Raw genomic sequence first — 19,386 nt, 5'->3', positions numbered from 1 at the left:
CGCATGACGGACCGCACGCCGCACAAAGCCAAGCACAAGGGCCGTCCAAGGCTGGCCCCGGTTCTCGCGCTGGCCGTGGCGGTGGTTCTTCTGCCTTGGGAGGCTCTGGCGCAGGACCGCCCGCGCTCGTTTCTCGACATGCTGTTCGGCGGCCCGCCGCGCAACAGCCGGCCGTCCTACCGCGTCTACGAGGCTCCGCCACCACCCCAGCGCGTCATCCGCAAGCAGCAGCCGCGCAAGAAGGCGCCCGCCGAGCAGCAGACCCGGCGCAGCCCCTCGCGCACGGCCCCGGCCGCAGCGGCGGCGGCCGCCGCGTCAGGCCCTGTCGAGAAGAGCGAGACGGCGCGCAACGTCCTGGTGATCGGCGACTTCATGGCCGGCTCGCTCGCCAAGGGGCTCGACAACGCCTTTGCCGACAACCGCGACATCCGCGTCACCAGCCGCGTGGACGGCTCCTCCGGCCTCGTGCGCGACGACCATCGCGACTGGCCGGCCACCATCGGCGCCCTGATCGACGAGACCAAGCCCGCCGCCGTGGTGGTGATGCTGGGCGCCAACGACCGGCAGGCGATTCGCGCGCCGGACGGCGCCCTGCCGCTTCGCAGCCAGGAATGGGCCGATCTCTACGCCAAGCGGGCCAAGGCGCTGGCCGAGGCCGTGCGGGACCACAAGGTGCCGCTGCTCTGGGTCGGCATGCCCGCCTTCCAGGCCGACCGCGCGACGGAGGACATGGTGTATTTCAACGACGTGTTCCGCACCGTGGCGCTGATGGCGGGCGGTGAATATGTCGATATCTGGAACGGCTTCACCGACGCCAATGGGAGCTTCGTGTCGTCCGGCCCCGATACGGCCGGCCAGAGCGTGCGCCTGCGCAATTCCGACGGCATCACGCTGACCGGCGCGGGCCAGGAGAAGCTCGCCTTCTTCGTGGAAAAGCCGGTGACCAAGGCGCTCGGCCTCAATGTCGAGGATTTCGTGGCGAGCCTCGGCACTCAGCAGCTCTCCGCCAAGGATCTGCCGACCGCCGCCGACGCCGCGCTCGCCATTGCGACGCCCCCCGTTTCCTTCGCCGACCCCCGGCTCGACGGCGGCGACCAGCTGTTGGGCGGACCGCAGCAGGCGGCGGGCGGGGCCGGTTCGCCGCGCGACAAGCTGGTGCGCGAGGGCGTCGTCACCTCGGCGATGGCCGGCCGGGCCGACCAGTTCAACTGGACCGGGCGCGACACGGCGGTTTCCCCGGTCACGCGCGACAACGCCATCGTCTTTCGCGGCACGACGAGCCTGGAGGAGCTTCGCCTCCCCGCGCCCGGCCCCACCGCCGCGCCCCAGCCCAAGGCCCCCGCGCCGGCGCCTGCCCCCGGCAAGGCGGGAACGCCTGACACGTCCGTCGTCAACTGACGGGATCGGCGCAGGCCCGGAGCTTCCGTCAAGAAAAAAGGCCCGCCCCGGCATGGAGGCGAGCCCTTCCGATCGGTTTGACGTTTCGCCGGTTCAGCGCGGCAGCGTGGTCGAACCCATGAGGTCGAGATCGATCGCACGCGCGGCCTGGCGCCCCTCGCGAATGGCCCAGACCACCAGCGACTGCCCGCGCCGCACGTCGCCCGCAGTGTAGAGCTTGGCGACCGAGGTGAGATAACGTTGGTCGTCGGCGAGCACCGAGACGTTGCCGCGGCTGTCAGCCTTGGTCTTCAGCGCTTCGCCCGCGTCGGCCATGAATCCGTCCATGAACGGGCCGGCGAAGCCGATGGCGATGAAGGCGAGATCGGCCTTGATGATGAACTCGGTGCCAGGGATCGGCTTGCGCTTTTCGTCCACCTGGGCGCACTTGACGCCGGTGAGCTGACCGTCCTCGCCGACGAATTCGAGCGTGGCGACCTGGAACTCGCGCACCGCGCCCTCGGCCTGGGACGAGGACACGCGCATCTTGGTCGCCCAATAGGGCCAGACTTCGAGCTTGTTCTCGGTCTTGGGCGGCTGCGGGCGGATGTCGAGCTGCGTGACCTTCACCGCGCCCTGGCGGAAGGCCGTACCAACGCAGTCGGACGCCGTGTCGCCGCCACCGACCACCACGACATGCTTGGCGCCGGCCCAGATCTCGCCCGCGTTCCAACCGGAGCTCTCGACCTTTTCGCCGCCGACGCGCCGGTTCTGCTGCACGAGATAGGGCATCGCGTCATAAATGCCTTCCAGCCCGTGCGTCGGGATGCCGGCATCGCGCGGGCGCTCGGCGCCGCCGCAATAAAGGATCGCGTCGAACTCGGCCTGAAGTTCGACAAGTGTTTTGTCGCGCCCGACATCAACGCCGCAATGGAAGGTGACGCCCTCGCCTTCCATCTGCTCCACGCGCTTGTCGATCCAGTGCTTTTCCATCTTGAAGTCGGGGATACCGTAGCGCAGCAGACCGCCCGGGCGGGACTCGCGCTCGAACAGATGCACGTCGTGGCCGGCGCGGCCGAGCTGCTGCGCGGCGGCCATGCCGGCGGGGCCGGAGCCGATCACGGCGACGCGCTTGCCGGTCGGCTTTTCCGCCGGCTGCGGCTTGATGAGGCCGAGCTTGTAGGCCTTATCGGCCAGCGCCTGTTCCACCGTCTTGATGGCGACCGGCGAATCCTCGAGGTTCAGCGTGCAGGCTTCCTCGCAGGGCGCGGGGCAGATGCGGCCGGTGAACTCGGGGAAATTGTTGGTGGAGTGGAGATTGCGGATCGCCGTTTCCCAGTCGCCGGAATAGACGAGGTCGTTCCAGTCCGGGATCTGGTTGTGGACGGGGCAGCCCGTCGGCCCGTGGCAGAAGGGAATGCCGCAATCCATGCAGCGCGCCGCCTGCTTGCCGACTTCCTCGTCCGACATGGGCAGGGTGAATTCGCGGAAATGGCGAATGCGGTCGGACGCCGGCTGGTATTTCGCCGTCTGGCGGTCGATCTCGAGAAAGCCCGTCACCTTGCCCATAATGCCCCTCCGTCTCCAGTTCCGCCACATGAGCCATGCGGCGGCAGACCGCAGCGCGACGCCCGCTGGCCCGAACCACCGGGCCGCGTCGACGTGCGTCGCCTTACACCAAATTCCGCGAGAATAGAACGCGTCCAGACTTCGCGAGCGATTGTCGGCGCCCCAACGACGCTCCTCCCCTTTGCCGCGATGCGAACGGCGAGAGGGGCAGAGGCGAGGGTTAGCGCCACCAGTACCAGTATGAAACGCCCAGCGCCGCGCCGAGCGGGATGGTGGGCAACGGCAGAAAACCGTTCACCCACAAGACCCCGAGGGGCATGGCGGTGGCGATCAGGATCGCCACCGCCGCATGAAGGCGGTTCAAGAACCGAGCCATGCCTTATTCGGCGGCGACGCCCATGCGCGCCCGCTCCATTTCGAGAAGAGCACGGCGGTACTCGACCGGCATGACCTTCACGAATTTCGGGCGGTAGCTCTCCCAATTGTCCAGCATCTCCTTGGCGCGGGTCGAGCCCGTGTAGTGGAGATGGCTGGAGATCAGCTTGTAGAGCCGCTCGTCGTCATGGCCGGTCATGTTCGAGGACACGTCGACCCGGCCCTTGTGCTGAAGATCGCCGCCGTGATGGTGCAGCTTCTCCAGGAGGTCGTCCTCTTCCGGCACCGGCTCCAACTCGACCATGGCCATGTTGCAGCGGTTGGCGAAGTTGCCCTCGGGATCGTAGACATAGGCGATGCCGCCCGACATGCCGGCCGCGAAGTTGCGGCCCGTATGCCCGAGGATCACCACCACGCCGCCGGTCATGTACTCGCAGCCATGGTCGCCCACGCCCTCGACCACCGCGATGGCGCCCGAGTTGCGCACGGCGAAACGCTCGCCGGCGACACCCCGGAAGTAGCACTCGCCTGCGATGGCGCCGTAGAGTACCGTGTTGCCGACGATGATCGACTCTTCGGGCACGATGCGGGTGTTCTCGCGCGGACGGACGATGATCTTGCCGCCCGACAGGCCCTTGCCGACATAGTCGTTGCCGTCGCCCACGAGATCGAAGGTGATGCCGCGCGCCAGGAAGGCCGCGAAGCTCTGGCCGGCCGTGCCGGTCAGCTTCACGGAGATCGTGTCGTCGGCGAGCCCCTTGTGGCCGAAGCGCTTGGCGACCTCGCCCGCCAGCATGGCGCCGGCCGAGCGATCGACGTTCGAGATCGCGGTCTCGATGCGCACCTGCTGGCGTGTTTCCAGCGCGACCTTGGCCTGTTCGATCAGCTTGCGATCGAGCACGTCGGCGATCGGATGCTCCTGACGGCGGGTCCAGAGCGTCTCCTCCACCGGCGCGTCCGGCTTGTGGAACAGGCGCGTGAAGTCGAGCCCCTTGGCCTTCCAGTGATCGACCAGCTCGCGCTTGTCGAGACGCTCGGACCGGCCGATCAGCTCGGCCATCGAGCGAACGCCCATGGCGGCCAGGATCTCGCGCACCTCTTCCGCCACGAAGAAGAAGAAGTTGATGACGTGCTCCGGCGTGCCCTTGAAGCGCTTGCGCAGCACGGGGTCCTGCGTCGCCACGCCCACCGGGCAGGTGTTCAGATGGCACTTGCGCATCATGATGCAGCCGGCTGCGATCAGCGGGCCGGTGGAGAAACCGAACTCGTCGGCGCCCAGAAGCGCGCCGATGACGACGTCGCGGCCGGTACGAAGACCGCCGTCGACCTGCAGCGCGATGCGCGAGCGAAGCCCGTTGAGCACCAGCGTCTGCTGAGTCTCGGCCAGACCCATCTCCCAGGGGGAGCCGGCATGCTTGATCGAAGTCAGCGGCGAGGCGCCGGTGCCGCCGTCATAGCCCGAGACGATGATGTGGTCGGCGCGCGCCTTGGCAACGCCAGCGGCCACCGTGCCGACGCCGACTTCCGAGACGAGCTTCACCGAGATGTCGGCCGCCGGGTTGACGTTCTTCAGGTCGAAGATCAGCTGCGCCAAATCCTCGATCGAGTAGATGTCGTGATGGGGCGGCGGCGAGATCAGGCCGACGCCCGGCGTCGAGTGGCGCGTCTTGGCGATCGTCGCGTCCACCTTGTGGCCGGGCAGCTGACCGCCCTCGCCGGGCTTGGCGCCCTGCGCGACCTTGATCTGCAGCATGTCGGCATTGACGAGATAGTCGGTCGTCACGCCGAAGCGGCCGGACGCGATCTGCTTGATGGCCGAGCGCTCGGGGTTCACCTCGCCGTTCGGCAGAACGGCGTAGCGATCGGGCTCCTCGCCGCCCTCGCCCGTGTTCGACTTGCCGCCGATCCGGTTCATGGCGACGGCGAGCGTGGCATGCGCCTCGCGCGAGATCGAGCCGAAGCTCATCGCGCCGGTGGAGAAGCGGCGCACGATGTCGGCGGCCGATTCGACCTCCTCGATCGGCACCGGCTGGAGACCGACCTCCTCGGCCAGCTGGATCTTGAACAAGCCGCGAATGGTCTGGTTGGCGACGGCCGAGCCGTTCACCATCGCGGCATATTCCTTATAAGTCGCGTAGCTATCGAGGCGCACGGCATGCTGCAGCGCGGCCACGGCGTCGGGCGACCAGATATGGGCCTCGCCGCGCATGCGGTAAGCATATTCGCCGCCGATCTCGAGCGAACGGGCAAGCACGGGATCGGCCGAGAAGGCGCGCGTATGCCGCTCCACCGTCTCGCGGGCGATCTCTTCCAGGCCGACGCCTTCGATCGTCGTCGAGGTGCCGAAGAAGTAGCGCTTCACGAAATCGGACTTGAGGCCGATCGCGTCGAAGATCTGTGCGCCGCAATAGCTCTGGTAGGTCGAGATGCCCATCTTGGACATGACCTTGAGCAGGCCCTTGCCGACCGACTTGATGTAACGGCCGACCACTTCCTTGACGTCGACTTCCGGCGGGAAGTCGCCGCGCGCATGCATGGCCAGCAGCGTGTCGAAGGCGAGATAGGGGTTGATCGCCTCCGCGCCGTAGCCGGCGAGACAGGCGAAGTGATGCACCTCGCGCGGCTCGCCCGATTCCACGACGAGGCCGGCAGCCGTGCGCAGGCCCTTGCGGATCAGGTGATGATGCACGGCGGCCGTCGCGAGCAGCGCCGGGATCGGAATGCGATCGGGGCCCATCTGTCGGTCGGACAGGACGATGATGTTGTAGCCGCCGACGACCGCCGCCTCGGCCCGCTCGCACAGACGCTCCAGCGCGCCGACCATGCCGGCCGCGCCCTGCTCGGTCGGATAGGTCGTGTCGAGCGTCTTGGTGTCGAACCGGTCCTCGGTGTGGCCGATCGTGCGGATCTTCTCCAAGTCGCCATTGGTTAGGATGGGCTGGCGCACTTCCAGCCGCTTGCGGCGCGAGGTGCCTTCCAGGTCGAAGATGTTGGGCCGCGGTCCGATGAAGGACACGAGGCTCATCACCAGCTCTTCGCGGATCGGATCGATCGGCGGATTGGTGACCTGCGCGAAGTTCTGCTTGAAATAGGTGTAGAGGAGCTTGGACATCTCGGACATGGCCGAGATCGGCGTGTCCGTGCCCATGGAGCCGATGGCCTCCTGGCCGGTCGTGGCCATGGGCGCCATCAGGATCTTCGTGTCTTCCTGCGTGTAGCCGAAGGCCTGCTGACGATCGAGCAACGACACGTCGGCGCGCGAGTCGCGCGGCTGCACGGGCTTCAGGTCTTCCAGGATCAGCTGCGTCGACTTCAGCCAGTCCCGGTAGGGATTGGCCGTGGCGATCTCGCCCTTCACTTCCTCGTCGGAGACGATGCGGCCCTTCTCGAGATCGATCAGGAGCATGCGGCCCGGCTGGAGGCGCCACTTGCGCACGATGCGCTCCTCGGCGACTTCCAGGGTGCCCGCCTCGGAGGCAAGGATCACGAGATCGTCGTCGGTCACGACATAGCGCGCCGGCCGCAGCCCGTTGCGGTCCAGCGTCGCGCCGATCTGGCGCCCGTCGGTGAAGCACACGGCGGCCGGGCCGTCCCACGGCTCCATGAGCGCGGCGTGATACTCGTAGAAGGCCTTGCGCTCGGGCGCCATTTCCTTGTTGCCGGCCCAGGCCTCGGGGATCAGCATCATCATCGCATGGGCGAGCGTGTAGCCGCCCTGCGTCAGGAGTTCGAGCGCGTTGTCGAAGCAAGCCGTGTCGGACTGGCCCTCGTAGGAGATCGGCCAGAGCTTGGAAATGTCGTTGCCGAAGAGCTCGGAATCCACCGAGGCCTGACGCGCCGCCATCCAGTTGACGTTGCCGCGCAGCGTGTTGATCTCGCCATTGTGCGCGACCATCCGGTACGGGTGAGCGAGGCGCCAGGACGGGAACGTGTTGGTGGAGAAGCGCTGATGCACGAGGGCGAGCGCGGACTCGAAGCGCTCGTCCTTCAGGTCGCGGTAATAGGCACCGACCTGATAGCTCAGGAACATGCCCTTGTAGACCACGGTGCGCGAGGATAGCGACACGACGTAGAAGTCGGTGTCGACCGACTGCGCCTCGGCATAGACCCGGTTCGAGACGACCTTGCGGATGATGTAGAGCTTGCGCTCGAACTCGTCGTCCGTCTGCGCCGAGGCGGGGCGGCCGATGAAGATCTGGCGATGGGCCGGCTCGGTGGCGGCGATATCGGGCGCCTTGGACAGCGAGGAATTGTCGACCGGCACCTCGCGCCAGCCGAGCACGACGCAGCCCTCTTCCTGCACGGCCTGCTCGAACAGGTCCTTGAAGTGAAGGCGGCGCTCTTCTTCCTTGGGCATGAAGACGAAGCCGACGCCGTACTGGCCGGCCTCGGGCAGTTCGACGCCCTGGGCCGCCATCTCGGCCTTGAAGAAGGCATGCGGGATCTGCACCAGCATGCCCGCGCCGTCGCCCATCAGCGGGTCGGCGCCCACAGCGCCGCGATGCTCCAGATTGTGCAGGATCTTCAGGCCCTTCTCGACGATCGAGTGGGACTTCTGATTCTTCATGTGCGCGATGAAGCCGACGCCGCAGGCGTCATGCTCGCGGGCGGGATCGTACAGGCCCTGGGCCGCCGGCAAGGTGCGGGGTTTGACGGTGGCGACACGCGGGGTCGTAGCCTGTGCGGCCTCGATCTCGAGAATGGATGGCGTCTTCGTCATCGCGTCACGTCTCCCTTTCACGAGCCGCGCCTCGAGGCGGGCTCAACCTGCCGGCAGGCCACGAGGCGCAGCCGGTGCTAAGAACCGCCACGCCCGAAACCGATCCCGTTTCGACAGGGGCCAATCCTGGCCCCGAACTCCAAGGCCCCGTTTGTCTGCGGGGTTCGATGTTGCGGCTTCGCGCCGACAATTAGGTCAGCATTGCTGCCATATTTCCGAGCTTATCGCAGGTTCCCTGGATTTTTTCAAGAGTGTTTCTAACTCGTTGACGGCCCGGTTTGAAGCGCGCAAGGGCTGGTTCGAGCGTGTTTGATAGGTCTGCGGCGAAAGGTCGGCGAGCGATTTCTCGTCGCTCGCGATGGGCCTGATGCAGCCGATGCTGGCGGCATCGGCGAGGATCGGCAACGAAGCGTCGGCGCAAAAGGGCCGCCGGACGGGGCCGGCAGATCTATCAAACAGGCTCTCAAGCGGTTTCTGCGGGAAAGGTTCTCATGATCTTCGCATCCGACAATTGGTCCGGCGCCCATCCGGCCATCTCCACCGCCCTGTCCACCCATGGCGCCGGCATGGCCGCGGCCTATGGCGCCAGCGAACTCGACAAGGCCGTGGAGCGCCGCTTCAACGAGATTTTCGAGCGCGAGGTGGCGGTGTTCTTCGTCGGCACGGGAACGGCGGCCAACTCCCTGAGCTTTGCCGCCGTCAACCGGCCGGGCGGTGTGGTGATGTGCCACCGCGAGGCGCATGTGGTGGAGGACGAGTGCGGCGCGCCGGAATTCTTCACCCATGGCGCCCGCATGGCGCCGGTGGACGGCGCGCTCGGTCGGATCGACGCGGATCATCTCCGCCACGAGCTTGCGCGCTTTCGCCCCGGCTTCATCCACGCGGGCCAGCCCATGGCGGTGACGATCAGCCAAGCGAGTGAGGTCGGCACGCTTTACGGCCTGGACGAGATCTCGGCCATCGCCGCCATCGCCCACGAGCAGGACCTCGCCTTCCATATGGATGGGGCGCGCTTCGCCAACGCGCTGGCGGCGACCAACCTCTCGCCCGCCGACATGACCTGGCGGGCAGGCATCGACATCCTGTCCTTCGGCGCCACCAAGAACGGCTGCTGGTGCGCCGAAGCGGTAGTCTTCTTCGACCCCGACAAGGCCCGGCAGTTCCCCTATATCCGCAAGCGCGGGGCGCAGCTCTTTTCCAAGACGCGCTTCATGGCGGCGCAGTTCATGGCCTATCTCGAAAACGGGCTCTGGCTGGAACTCGCCGCCCACGCCAACGCGATGGCCGACCGGCTGCGCGCCGGCATCGACGCTTCCAGCCACGCGCGCCAAGCCTGGGAAACGCGCTCCAACGAGGTCTTCGCGATCCTGGAACGGCCGACCGCTGAGGCGCTGCGGGCCGAGGGCGCCATGTTCTATGACTGGAACATGCCCCATGGCAGCACGGGGCGGCTCGGCGAAAACGAGCAGCTCGTGCGGCTCGTCACCAGCTGGTCGACCGAGGCGGCGGATGTCGACCGGTTCGGATCGCTCATCGCCTGAGGCTGCGAGATTCGCTTCGCTGAAAATCACGGAACGGAGGCCGACTTTGCGAGTTTTCTCCTGACGTCAGTCAACGAGGAGGAACTCATGGCGACCGACGCATTTCATCAAGGCAAGCTGGCCTTCCAAAACAACCATCCGATGTCGTCCTGCGAATATCCCGTCGGGTCGAGCCTTCGGGCGGAATGGATGGCAGGCTGGACCGAGAGCCGAAACACCGATCCCGGCCATTTCCGGTCGAGCACAGCGAACGACTCCACGGCTGGCGCGACAGGCACGGCCTCCGAGGCGCGGCACTGACGCCTTGAGCCTCTGAACTCCAAAGGGCCGGATGCGCACACCTCGCACCCGGCCCTTTTTCGTCTTCGCATCTCGCGGGACAACAAAAAACGGCGCCCCGAAGGACGCCGTTCTCATAATTGGAAAGACGCAGGCCGATTAGGCTGCGTTGGCCTCGATCGTCTTCGCGTTGGCGTTGGCGTTCGAGATCTCGATGCGGCGCGGCTTCATCGCCTCGGGAATCACCCGGAGAAGGTCGATGTGCAGGAGGCCGTTCTTCAGGCTCGCGCCCTTCACCTCGACATGCTCGGCCAGCTGAAAGCGGCGCTCGAAGGTGCGGCCGGCAATGCCGCGATAGAGGAACTCAGCCTTCTCACCCTCGGCTTCCGCCTTCTCGCCCTTGACGGTCAGCGTGTTCTCACGCGACTCGATCGAAAGCTCGCCGTCGCCGAAGCCGGCCACGGCCATGGTGATGCGGTAGGCGTTCTCGCCGGTGCGCTCGATATTGTAGGGCGGGTAGCTCTGGGCGGCCTCGTTCGAGCCCAACGTGTCGAGCATCGAGAACAGGCGGTCGAAGCCGACGGTGGAGCGATAGAGGGGTGCGAAATCAACATGACGCATGGTCGTTCTCCATAAGGAAGCAACAGGTTTGCGACTTTGACGCGAAGCGATTGTCCTCCCCGTTTCGGCGGAGGGCTTCGGGTCAGTGGCCCCGTTCGGCGGCCACGAGTTGGAGATGGTAAGCTCCAAATCGGCCTTCAAGCCTGCCTCCGAATTTTTCGTGCGGATTTTTTCAACCATTTGGAACAAGAGCTTGCGGCTCGCGCACCGGATGAACGCCGCCTGAACGGGCTCTTCCGCCTCCGTTCATCCGCCATGTCGCAATCTCCGGGCTCCGCTAGGTCGAAAGGCCTGGGGGGACACAGTCCTGGCGTCCCGTCCCTTCCGCCAGGGTTGCGCGGAGCCGGCCTCGTCCACATTGCGAGGTCGGCTCCCTTTCGCGCCTGCGCACCCACGCCGCGCCGAGGGAGATCGCCCCACCCTCACGCCCTCGCCTTTCCCCCTTCGGCCTGGCTATAAGCTTCGGGCGTCCCGCCTGGTTGCGGCGGGCGGCATGGCCGTTCGAAGGGAGTGTCATCTCGTGTCCGAAACCTCCGCTCCCTTGGCCGCGCCCTTCGTCGGCTCGCCGGACAATCCGCCGCCCACCGATGTCGAGTTCGGGTTCCTGGATCTCGGCCGGGAGCGCCGCCTGCGCTATGCGCTGGCGCTCGGAGCGGAGGGCGGTCCAAGCCGTGGCACGGTGATCCTGCTTCAGGGGCGCAACGAGGCGAGCGAGAAATATTTCGAGACGATGCGGGATCTCAACCGCCTCGGCTTTTGCGTCGCGACCTTCGACTGGCGCGGCCAGGGCCGGTCCTTCCGCAGCACGCGCAGCCCGACGGTCGGCCACGTCACGCGCGTCGGGCATTACGCCGACGATCTCCTAAGCGTCTTCTCGGAGGTCGTGCTGGCGCGCTGCCCAGGCCCTTACGCGATCCTTGCTCATTCCATGGGCGGGCTGGTGGCGCTCGCGGCGATGGAACGGCTGGAGCCGCGCGTGGAGCGCATGGTGCTGCTCGCGCCCTTCGTCGGCCTGCCCGGCTCGGCTTTCAAGACGCGGCTGATCGGCTTCCTCGCCGGCTCGCTGCACTGGGCGGGGCTCGGCCGGGTGCCGCTGCGCCGCGCCCGCCGCATCGAGCCGGGCGCCAGCCTCGCCGACAATCCGCTGACCTCCGACCGCGCTCGCTTCGAGCGCAATCTCGCGATTCAGATCGCGGCGCCCGATCTCTTTGTCGATTCGCTTTCGGCCTCCTGGCTGCGGGCCGTCCTGAAAGCGCAGCGGCGCCTCGACGATTCCGACCGCATCGCCCGGATGCGCATCCCGACGCTCTTCATCGCGGCCGGGGCCGATCGCATCGTTTCCAAACGCACCGCCGAGCGCCTGGCCTGGCGCATGCGCTCGGGGCATTTCCTGCGCGTGCCGGGCGCCCGCCACGAATTGCTGCAGGAGGCCGACCGCTTTCGCGAGCCGACCCTCTCCGCCTTCGAGGCCTTTCTCGACTCCGCCCTGCCGCGGGTGCGGCCTCCCGAGCCGGCCGTGGATACGGCGCTGGTGGAAGAAGCGCTGGTGGCAGCGCTTCCCGCCGGAGCCAACTGAGGCTGGGAGCGAAGGCGGCTCAGCCGTTCAGGATGCGCAGCGCCGCTTCATGCAGCTTGGGCGTCGCGGCGGCGATGACGTCGCCGCCCTCTTCCGGCCGATCTCCGCTGAACGTGGTGATGACGCCGCCCGCCTTCTCTACCAGAGGGGTCAGCGCGACAATGTCGTAGGGCTGCAGGCCGGGCTCGACGCAGATGTCGACATGGCCGGAGGCGAGCATGGCGAAGGCATAGCAATCGGCGCCGAATCGCGTCAGCTGCACCTGATCCACAAGGGATTGGAAGCGCGCCTTCAACGGGTCCTTGAACAGTTCGGGCGCCGAGGAAAACAGCGTGGCGCTTTCCAGGCCGCCGACATCGCGCACCTGCAATGTTCGCTGGCCGAGCGGCCCGTCGCTCCACGCGCCCTCCGGCGTCGCCCAGAAGCGCTCGCCCGTATAGGGCTGGCTCATGATCCCGAACTGCGCGACGCCTCGGACCGTCAGCCCGATCAACGTGCCCCAGACCGGCACGCCGCAGATGAAGGGCCGGGTTCCGTCCACGGGATCGATTACCCAGAGAAGATCGCCCTCGCCCGTGCGCCCGAACTCCTCGCCCAGAATGGCATGGGCGGGGAAGCTTTCCTCGATCACACGGCGAATCGCCTTCTCAGCCTCGCGGTCAGCCTCCGTCACAGGGTCGAACGTGTAGCCCTCGCGCGGCTTGTTGTGGACGAGAAGCGGCTGGCGGAAGCGGGGCAAGGTTTCCTTGGCCGCCACGTCGGCGAGGCGAAACAGGAAGTCGGCATCGGGAAGCTGCATGGACGAATCCTTCGGCTGAGGCGCCGCCCATATGACTCAGCTTGCCCCGCAAGGCCAAGGGGGCTGCCGGACGCGCGGAACGCGCTGAGAGCGGCGAACCCGCTCGCTACCTTACTCCGCAGCGGCCGCCGTCTCGCCCTGCCAGCCGGCTTCCACCTCGTCCGCGAAGCAGGTGACGAGGCTCCAGAGATCGCGCCGCAGCGCCGCGAACCCCTCATGCGGCAGGAAGGCCGCCTCGTCGGCGTAGAGCGCCCGGTTGATCTCGATCTGGATCGCATGGACGCCGCGCCTGGGCCGGCCGTAGCGCTCGGTGATGAAGCCGCCGGCATAGGGCTTGTTGCGCGTCACCTCGTAACCCATCGCGCCGAGGCGCTGGGTGATCATGGCGACATAGGCGTGCAGCGCGCTGGTTCCGAACCGGTCGCCCACCACCATGTCCGCCCGCCGCCCGCCCGGCATCAGCCGCACCGAGGAGGGCATGGAATGGCAGTCCACCAGGATGGCGAAGCCGAAGCGGCGGCGCGTGCGCTCGATCAGCCCTTCCAGCGCCTCGTGAAAGGGAAAGTAGATACCGTCGACGCGCCGCTCGATCTCGGCGAGCGGCAGCTTGGCGCGGTAGATCTCCTCGCGCTCGGCGACGATGCGCGGAATGGTGCCGAGCCCCCCGGCGACGCGCACGGAGGCCGAGTTGGCGAAGTCGGGCAAGGCGCCGGCGAACATGCCCGGGTCGAGCTCGTAGGGCTCGCGGTTCACGTCGAGATAGGCGCGCGGAAACCGCGCCAGAAGAAAGGGCGCGCCGAGCGCGGGCACGAAGTCGAAGAGCTGGTCGACGAACAGGTCCTCGGAGCGGCGGATCGCGTCCGGCCCGAGCCGGCTCTGCGCCACGAAATCGCTGGGATAGGCCCGCCCGCTATGGGGCGAGCAGAAGACGAAGGGAAGCGTCTGATCGACAGGTTCGACGATCTCGAAGGCTGGGCACGGGCCGGCCGCCGTTTCAAAGCTCGGTATGGCGGTCTGCAACGTCGCTCCTTCCCCTTTCTTAAGCCTTCCTGGTCGAATATAAGGTCCCAAAGCCTCCTGAACATTCCATTTAGCCCTTGTTTAAGCAATCTGCTAAAAGGATCGTCGGATACGGGCTTCCATCCGGGCTCACCCGGCAGACGGACATGGACGAATGTACAAAATCCTTTTGGCCGAAGACGACAACGACATGCGCCGCTTCCTCGCCAAGGCCTTGGAAAAGGCGGGCTACGAGGTCACGGCCTACGACAATGGCGGATCGGCCTACGAGCGGCTGCGCGAGGAGCCCTTCTCGCTGCTCCTGACCGACATCGTCATGCCGGAAATGGACGGGATCGAACTGGCGCGCCGCGCCACGGAGCTCGACCCGGACCTGAAAGTCATGTTCATCACGGGCTTTGCCGCCGTGGCGCTGAACCCCGACTCCAAGGCCCCCAAGGACGCCAAGATCCTGTCCAAGCCCTTCCACCTGCGCGAGCTGGTCGAGGAGGTCGGCAAGATGCTGCAGGACGCCGCCTGAGGCATCGGCAAGGCGGCGGGAATCACTTGACCTCGCCGCCGCAAGATGGCCTAAGCGCGTCATCGAATGGGCGTGTAGCTCAGCGGGAGAGCACTACGTTGACATCGTAGGGGTCACAGGTTCAATCCCTGTCACGCCCACCATTCGAGCCATCCAAAGCCGGTCGACGTGAAGCCTCTTTCAGGCTTCCCTAGTACTATGGTAGCCAAGCGAACCGCGCGTTGCAGCATCGGTAACGGGCGCATTTCGCGCCTTCTCCTTCTCCCCTTTTCCGTCCATTCCCATTCTTGACGACGCAGGCCGAACATGGTTTATCCGCCTCGTCGAATGGGCGTGTAGCTCAGCGGGAGAGCACTACGTTGACATCGTAGGGGTCACAGGTTCAATCCCTGTCACGCCCACCATTCGACGCTTCCCACCAGCCTTCAAAAATCCGACATGCGTTTTGTCTAAAAGGGATCCGGGCGGCTTTTTTCGCCTCTCCGCATTCTTGACGACCGACCGAGAACATGGTCTATGCGCTCCATCGAATGGGCGTGTAGCTCAGCGGGAGAGCACTACGTTGACATCGTAGGGGTCACAGGTTCAATCCCTGTCACGCCCACCATTCGAGCCAACTCCCTTTCTTTGAATTTGGTCGTTGAACCGATTTCGGCTTGGCCTCAAATTCAATTGTGGCGCCGGCCGGCCGACGCCATCTATCGTTAAGCTCGACGCTCATCAACTTAGAAGCCTCGGCCGAGACGAACTTCCCCTCCCCGTTCGCAGGGCTTGGCAGGTCGTATCAGCAGGCCGACAAGCTATTCTTGCCCATCAGTCGAATGAGATCCTCACGGGCTCACGCTCCCCACCGAAGACTCGGTCTCAAAAACGCCATCGCCCCTGCCATACCGGCGCCTCTTCCAGACGGGATGACAAAGGCGACGACGACGCGGCTTTCCCGCTCTTCGAATGTGGCTCTCAGGTCAGATCGATCACGATCTTGCCGAAGGCGCCTCGGTCGAGATGCCGGAGCGCGTCCCGCAGGTCGGCAAGCGCATAGGTCCTGTCGATCACAGGCTTGAGGCCGGTGCGATCGACCGCCGCGACCAGATCCTCCAAGGCACGTCGGTGGCCGACGCCGATGCCTTGAATCGTCACTCCCTTCAGCATGAGCGGACCAGCCGGGGCCGAGACCTCGAACCCATCGAGAACCCCGATCTGGTAGATGCGCCCGCCGATGGCCGCCGCCTGAACGGCCTTGCCGAGATGGGCGCCGCCGACGAGTTCCAGGATATGATCGGCGCCCGCATCGTCGGTCGCGCGATAGACCGCCTCCACCCAATCCTCGGCGGACCGGTCGATGCCGATATCGGCCCCCAGCGCCTTGGCACGGACCAGTTTCTCCGCGCTGCCGGACACGACGATCGTGCGCGCCCCATGCGCCTTGGCGATCTGCAGGCCGAACAGGCCGACGCCGCCCGTGCCTTCGATCAGGACGGTCTCGCCGGCCTGCACCCGGCCCCGCTCCACCAGCGCGAACCAGGCCGTGAGGCCGGCGCAGGGCAAGGTGCTGGCCTCGGCGTCGCTCAGCGTTTCCGGCCCGCGCACGAACCAGTCTTCGGGGAAGGCGACATATTGCGACAAAACCCCGGGATAAATGCCGCCAAGGGTCTTGTAGGGCGGCACGCGCGCATTGCCGAGCGGCGCCGCGTCGATCCAACCCGGAGCGAAGGTCGAGATCACCCTGTCGCCAGCAGCAAAGCGCGTCGCCCCCTGCCCCACCGCCTGCACGGTTCCTGCGAGATCGGACCCAGGCGTGAACGGAAAGGCGAGCGACAGGCCCATGCCGCCCTCGACCACGAGTTTGTCGCGGTAGTTCAAAGAAACCGCCGCCACCTTGACTAACACCTCGCCCGGACCGGCTTCGGGTCTCGGCGTCTCCCTCAACACCAGCCGCTCCGACCCGATCCCATCCATTTCCCAACGCTGCATCATCGCCGTCATCGCTCGGTTCCTTCGTCGTGATTCCACAACCGGTATCCTATCGTTGACGTGTCGTCCCCAGCGCGGATATCTCTTCTTCGTATCGGTTCCGAATGGGCGACAATCATGAGTGAGATGACGAACGGACTGGATGCCTTCGTGGCGGCGGTGGAGACCGGCAGTTTCGCCGCCGCCGCCGAACGTCTGCATCTGACGCGCTCCGCCGTGGCCAAGACGATCGGTCGGATCGAAGCCCGGCTGAACGTTCGCCTGTTTCATCGCACGACGCGCAGCCTCGGCCTCACGGAAGACGGGCAGGTCTATTACGAGCGTTGCGTGCGCGCCCTGGACGAGCTGCGCGCTGGTGAGGCCGCCCTGGATTCAGGGCGGCGCGAGGCGGCCGGGCGCCTGCGCGTGTCCGTGCCGGTTCTCTTCGGGCGGCGCTGCGTGGCGCCCGTTCTGACCCGGCTGGCGGCCGAGCATCCCCGGCTCGAACTCGAACTCTCCTTCAGCGACCGGCAGGTGGATCTGATCGTGGATGGCTTCGATCTGGCGATCCGCAATGGCGAGATCGGCGACGGCACCGGCCTCATGTCGCGCACCGTCAGCCTGCAGCGCATGACTATCTGCGCCTCGCCGGCCTATCTCGCGCGTTGCGGACGGCCCGAAAGCCTCGGCGATCTCGCCGCCCATCAGGCGATCGTCTACGGCCGTGCCGGCCGGATCAAGGCTTGGCAGTTTCCCCTAGCGGACGGTCTACGCGAGTTGACCCCGCCGAACCGACTGCGATTCGACGATCTGGAGGCGATCGCCGATGCGGCCGAAGCCGGCTATGGCCTCGCCTGGCTTCCCTGCTGGCTGATCCGGGATCGGGTGCGAAGCGGTGCGCTCGTCGCGCTTCTGGAAAGCGTGCCGCGCTCGGTGTTCGCGACCCATGCTCTCTGGCCGGAAACGCCGCATCTGCCCCTGCGCGTGCGCTTCGCGATCGATGCCCTCGCGCAAGCGCTGCCGGGAAGCGCGGAACTCTAGCCGATAGGCGATATTCGCGCGGACGTGTCCCCGCGACATCCGCAGGGCCGACGATCCGATCGCACTTGGCGGTAAGAACGTCGCGAGGCAGCGAGCCGTCGCCGAAACCAGGACACGCCAAAGGTTTCAATGCGAATCTATCCTCCCCATCGTAGTTTCGATGGAGAGGACGCTACGCCGCCCTGATGCCAGTTTTCGGCAGCGGCCTCTAAGTCGGCCCCCGCCAAGCCACTCGTCAGGCGACGAATGGCTCAACTCCTCTCAGCCCACAGGGCCCGCGCGGACGGGAATCACTCCCACTCGATCGTGCCGGGCGGCTTCGACGTCACGTCGTAGACGACGCGGTTGATGCCCTTGACCTCGTTGATGATACGGGTCGCGGCGTTGCCGAGGAATTCCATATCGAAGGCGTAGAAATCCGCCGTCATGCCGTCCACCGAGGTGACCGCGCGCAGGGCGCAGACGAATTCGTAGGTGCGCCCGTCGCCCATCACGCCCACCGTCTGCACGGGGAGAAGGACGGCGAAGGCCTGCCAGATCGCGTCGTAGAGGCCGGCCTTGCGGATTTCGTCGAGATAGATCGCGTCGGCCTGGCGCAGGATGTCGAGCTTCTCGCGCGTCACGCCGCCGGGGCAGCGGATGGCAAGCCCCGGGCCGGGGAACGGGTGGCGGCCAACGAACTGCTCGGGCAGGCCGAGCTCGCGGCCGAGCTCGCGCACCTCGTCCTTGAAGAGCTCGCGCAGCGGCTCCACCAGCTTCATCTTCATGCGCTCGGGCAGGCCGCCGACATTGTGGTGCGACTTGATCGTCACCGACGGGCCGCCGGTGAAGGAGACGCTTTCGATCACGTCGGGATAGAGCGTGCCCTGCGCCAGGAAATCGGCGCCGCCGATCTTCTTGGCTTCGGCCTCGAAGGTCTCGATAAACAGGCGGCCGATCGTCTTGCGCTTGACCTCGGGGTCCATCTCGCCTTCCAGCGCGCCGATGAAGAGGTCCTGCGCCTGAACATGGACGAGCGGGATGTTGTAATGGTCGCGGAACATGCCGACCACCTGCTCCGCCTCGCCCATGCGAAGCAGGCCGTGGTCGACGAAGATGCAGGTGAGTTGATCCCCGATCGCCTCGTGGATCAGCACCGCCGCGACCGAGGAATCGACGCCGCCCGACAGGCCGCAGATGACGCGGGCGGAGCCGACCTTGGCGCGGATCTCTTCGACCGCCTTTTCGCGGAATGCGGCCATGGTCCAGTCGCCCTTCAGGCCGGCGATCCGGTGGACGAAGTTGGAAATGAGCTTGGCGCCGTCCGGCGTGTGGACGACTTCGGGGTGGAACTGGACGCCGTAGAAGCGCCGCGCCTCGTCCGCGATGGCGGCGAAGGGGGCGCCCGGCGACGCCGCGATGATCTCGAAACCCTTGGGCAGCGCGGTGACGCGGTCGCCATGGCTCATCCAGACCTGATGGCGCGTGCCCTCGGCCCAGATCCCGTCGAAGAGGGGCGAGGACTTCTGCACTTCGAGGAACGCGCGGCCGAACTCGCGGTGCAGCCCGCCCTCGATCTTGCCGCCCAATTGGGCGCACATTGTCTGCTGCCCGTAGCAGATGCCGAGCACCGGCACGCCGGAGGAGAAGATGACGTCCGGCGCGCGCGGGGCGTTCTCCTCGGTGGTCGAGGCGGGCGAACCCGACAGGATCACGGCCTTGGGGTTCAACCGGCGAAAGCCGTCTTCCGCCGACTGGAAGGGCACGATCTCGGAATAGACGCCGGCCTCGCGCACGCGGCGCGCGATGAGCTGCGTGACCTGGGAACCGAAATCGACGATGAGGATGGTATCGAGGTGCTGGGTCATGGCGGACTTCTAGATAAGGCGCGGCAAAAGGCAAGCCCTTCCGCCCCGACGCGGGTGCGGGACCGTTTTTGTCATGCAAGCGTCGCCATTTCGTAGCCGAGCCGTCACCCTCTGGCGCTGTTCTCCCGGCAGTCCTGCTGCCATCGGA

General features: G+C 66.4%; 14 protein-coding genes, 3 tRNA genes and 1 pseudogene. 9 read left to right on the top strand and 9 right to left on the bottom strand.

Annotated elements, in window-relative coordinates; translation table 11 throughout:
• The first annotated feature begins 3 nt into the window (after positions 1-3).
• A complete protein-coding gene (locus tag AUL32_RS03565; protein WP_062111811.1) occupies positions 4-1,398 on the top strand; it encodes an SGNH/GDSL hydrolase family protein in 1,395 nt (464 codons plus the stop codon).
• A gap of 93 nt (positions 1,399-1,491) precedes the next feature.
• Here AUL32_RS03565 and AUL32_RS03560 read toward each other — a convergent pair whose 3' ends face one another.
• The 4 genes and pseudogenes from AUL32_RS03560 to AUL32_RS24970 all read right to left on the bottom strand — a co-directional run bounded on the left by AUL32_RS03560 (position 1,492) and on the right by AUL32_RS24970 (position 8,446).
• Positions 1,492-2,946: a glutamate synthase subunit beta gene (locus AUL32_RS03560; RefSeq protein WP_062111809.1), complete on the bottom strand. Its 1,455-nt coding sequence runs from the start codon at positions 2,944-2,946 to the stop codon at positions 1,492-1,494.
• Between the two features lie 220 nt (positions 2,947-3,166).
• A complete protein-coding gene (locus AUL32_RS24975) occupies positions 3,167-3,310 on the bottom strand; it encodes a hypothetical protein (RefSeq protein WP_210177809.1) in 144 nt (47 codons plus the stop codon).
• 15 nt (positions 3,311-3,325) lie between these two features.
• Positions 3,326-7,957, bottom strand: a pseudogene (gltB, locus tag AUL32_RS03555) (glutamate synthase large subunit); the annotation flags it as partial.
• Positions 7,958-8,236: 279 nt separating this feature from the next.
• On the bottom strand, positions 8,237-8,446 hold the full coding sequence (locus tag AUL32_RS24970) for a hypothetical protein (RefSeq protein WP_156421306.1): 210 nt from the start codon (positions 8,444-8,446) through the stop codon (positions 8,237-8,239).
• A gap of 86 nt (positions 8,447-8,532) precedes the next feature.
• On the opposite strand from AUL32_RS24970, the gene AUL32_RS03550 reads away from it, so the two are divergent.
• Together AUL32_RS03550 and AUL32_RS26360 are read left to right on the top strand one after the other, a co-directional pair.
• Positions 8,533-9,582 carry a threonine aldolase family protein gene (locus AUL32_RS03550; RefSeq protein WP_062111805.1) on the top strand — a complete coding sequence of 350 codons (1,050 nt, stop codon included), beginning with the start codon at positions 8,533-8,535 and terminating at the stop codon, positions 9,580-9,582.
• 87 nt (positions 9,583-9,669) lie between these two features.
• A complete protein-coding gene (locus tag AUL32_RS26360; protein ID WP_062111803.1) occupies positions 9,670-9,882 on the top strand; it encodes an Rmf/CrpP family protein in 213 nt (70 codons plus the stop codon).
• Positions 9,883-10,020: 138 nt separating this feature from the next.
• On the opposite strand, the gene AUL32_RS03540 is transcribed toward AUL32_RS26360, so the two are convergent.
• Entirely contained in the window at positions 10,021-10,482 is a 462-nt protein-coding gene (locus AUL32_RS03540; protein ID WP_061974965.1) for an Hsp20 family protein, read from the bottom strand.
• A gap of 520 nt (positions 10,483-11,002) precedes the next feature.
• Between AUL32_RS03540 and AUL32_RS03535 the strand changes: the two genes are divergently transcribed.
• Positions 11,003-12,058: an alpha/beta fold hydrolase gene (locus tag AUL32_RS03535; protein WP_192847419.1), complete on the top strand. Its 1,056-nt coding sequence runs from the start codon at positions 11,003-11,005 to the stop codon at positions 12,056-12,058.
• A gap of 19 nt (positions 12,059-12,077) precedes the next feature.
• Here the strand turns inward: AUL32_RS03535 and hisN are convergent, their stop codons facing one another.
• Positions 12,078-12,857, bottom strand: coding sequence for a histidinol-phosphatase (gene hisN, locus AUL32_RS03530; RefSeq protein WP_062111798.1), 780 nt, complete (start codon positions 12,855-12,857; stop codon positions 12,078-12,080).
• Positions 12,858-12,968: 111 nt separating this feature from the next.
• Positions 12,969-13,877, bottom strand: coding sequence for an N-formylglutamate amidohydrolase (locus AUL32_RS03525; protein WP_082659234.1), 909 nt, complete (start codon positions 13,875-13,877; stop codon positions 12,969-12,971).
• Between the two features lie 154 nt (positions 13,878-14,031).
• Here AUL32_RS03525 and cpdR point away from each other — a divergent pair, with 154 nt between their 5' ends.
• From cpdR to AUL32_RS03505, 4 genes are all read left to right on the top strand, one after another.
• Positions 14,032-14,397, top strand: a complete 366-nt coding sequence (gene cpdR / locus AUL32_RS03520; RefSeq protein WP_019996719.1) for a cell cycle two-component system response regulator CpdR — start codon at positions 14,032-14,034, stop codon at positions 14,395-14,397.
• A gap of 68 nt (positions 14,398-14,465) precedes the next feature.
• A tRNA-Val gene (locus AUL32_RS03515) sits at positions 14,466-14,540 on the top strand.
• A gap of 186 nt (positions 14,541-14,726) precedes the next feature.
• A tRNA-Val gene (locus AUL32_RS03510) sits at positions 14,727-14,801 on the top strand.
• 128 nt (positions 14,802-14,929) lie between these two features.
• Positions 14,930-15,004: transfer RNA gene (locus tag AUL32_RS03505), tRNA-Val, on the top strand.
• Between the two features lie 353 nt (positions 15,005-15,357).
• Here the strand turns inward: AUL32_RS03505 and AUL32_RS03500 are convergent.
• Complete coding sequence (locus tag AUL32_RS03500) at positions 15,358-16,383, bottom strand: zinc-dependent alcohol dehydrogenase family protein (RefSeq protein WP_062111796.1); 1,026 nt, start codon at positions 16,381-16,383, stop codon at positions 15,358-15,360.
• Positions 16,384-16,488: 105 nt separating this feature from the next.
• On the opposite strand from AUL32_RS03500, the gene AUL32_RS03495 reads away from it, so the two are divergent.
• Positions 16,489-17,391: a LysR family transcriptional regulator gene (locus tag AUL32_RS03495; RefSeq protein WP_062111795.1), complete on the top strand. Its 903-nt coding sequence runs from the start codon at positions 16,489-16,491 to the stop codon at positions 17,389-17,391.
• A gap of 290 nt (positions 17,392-17,681) precedes the next feature.
• On the opposite strand, the gene guaA is transcribed toward AUL32_RS03495, so the two are convergent.
• Complete coding sequence (gene guaA / locus AUL32_RS03490) at positions 17,682-19,238, bottom strand: glutamine-hydrolyzing GMP synthase (RefSeq protein ID WP_062111793.1); 1,557 nt, start codon at positions 19,236-19,238, stop codon at positions 17,682-17,684.
• Positions 19,239-19,386: the final 148 nt, after the last annotated feature.

The sequence above is a fragment of the Aureimonas sp. AU40 genome (genome assembly GCF_001463785.1).
Taxonomy (GTDB): domain Bacteria; phylum Pseudomonadota; class Alphaproteobacteria; order Rhizobiales; family Rhizobiaceae; genus Aureimonas.
This window is presented reverse-complemented; position numbering and strand designations above follow the sequence as displayed.

Bases quoted from the DNA above. Each gene is read 5' to 3' on its own strand.
- AUL32_RS03565 (WP_062111811.1), top strand. From the start codon at position 4: ATGACGGACCGCACGCCGCACAAAGCCAAGCACAAGGGCCGTCCAAGG.
- AUL32_RS03560 (WP_062111809.1), bottom strand. From the start codon at position 2,946: ATGGGCAAGGTGACGGGCTTTCTCGAGATCGACCGCCAGACGGCGAAA.
- AUL32_RS03550 (WP_062111805.1), top strand. From the start codon at position 8,533: ATGATCTTCGCATCCGACAATTGGTCCGGCGCCCATCCGGCCATCTCC.
- AUL32_RS26360 (WP_062111803.1), top strand. From the start codon at position 9,670: ATGGCGACCGACGCATTTCATCAAGGCAAGCTGGCCTTCCAAAACAAC.
- AUL32_RS03540 (WP_061974965.1), bottom strand. From the start codon at position 10,482: ATGCGTCATGTTGATTTCGCACCCCTCTATCGCTCCACCGTCGGCTTC.
- hisN (WP_062111798.1), bottom strand. From the start codon at position 12,857: ATGCAGCTTCCCGATGCCGACTTCCTGTTTCGCCTCGCCGACGTGGCG.
- cpdR (WP_019996719.1), top strand. From the start codon at position 14,032: ATGTACAAAATCCTTTTGGCCGAAGACGACAACGACATGCGCCGCTTC.
- AUL32_RS03500 (WP_062111796.1), bottom strand. From the start codon at position 16,383: ATGACGGCGATGATGCAGCGTTGGGAAATGGATGGGATCGGGTCGGAG.
- AUL32_RS03495 (WP_062111795.1), top strand. From the start codon at position 16,489: ATGAGTGAGATGACGAACGGACTGGATGCCTTCGTGGCGGCGGTGGAG.
- guaA (WP_062111793.1), bottom strand. From the start codon at position 19,238: ATGACCCAGCACCTCGATACCATCCTCATCGTCGATTTCGGTTCCCAG.